Genomic DNA, 492 nt, shown 5'->3' on the forward strand with positions numbered 1-492 from the left:
AATTGAGACGAAAATGGTAAATTTGGAATCCGGCACGGCACGTAGCCGGGCCGTTGCCTGCAAGCTAGATAAGAAACTAAAATTTGTGAATGGGTGTTAAGAAAAGTTGAATAGGTTGATGACCGTAAAAAGTAAAGAACAGGATGAATATCGAAAAAGTAGATAAAGAGGTTCTTAAGTCAGTAATCACAGAGGTTTTGATAGAGAATCCAAATTATTTTAAGGAGATTCTGACAGAGATTTTGTCCGAGAATAGCATCATTGATTCAAATGTCAGGAATGAGAGGTCGAATAGATTGAAAGAGATGATTCAGGAAGATTTCGACAAATATGGAGAGGTTTTTAAATCTCTTGCTTAAGAGATGGAGTACCTGGAAAGAGAGGATATTATCCTGATAAACCGCATGACGATTGATCAACATGGAGGAAATTTTGTTCAATCGTCATGCGGTTTAACAGGATAATATCCTCTCTTTCCAGGTACTCCATCTC

1 protein-coding gene is annotated in these 492 nt (G+C 37.6%); it reads left to right on the forward strand.

Annotation, left to right across the window (positions count from 1 at the left end; translation table 11 throughout):
• Positions 1-143: 143 nt before the first annotated feature.
• Entirely contained in the window at positions 144-359 is a 216-nt protein-coding gene (locus IX84_RS29915; protein WP_044230198.1) for a hypothetical protein, read from the forward strand.
• Positions 360-492: the final 133 nt, after the last annotated feature.

Source organism: Phaeodactylibacter xiamenensis, from assembly GCF_000759025.1.
Lineage (GTDB): Bacteria > Bacteroidota > Bacteroidia > Chitinophagales > Saprospiraceae > Phaeodactylibacter > Phaeodactylibacter xiamenensis.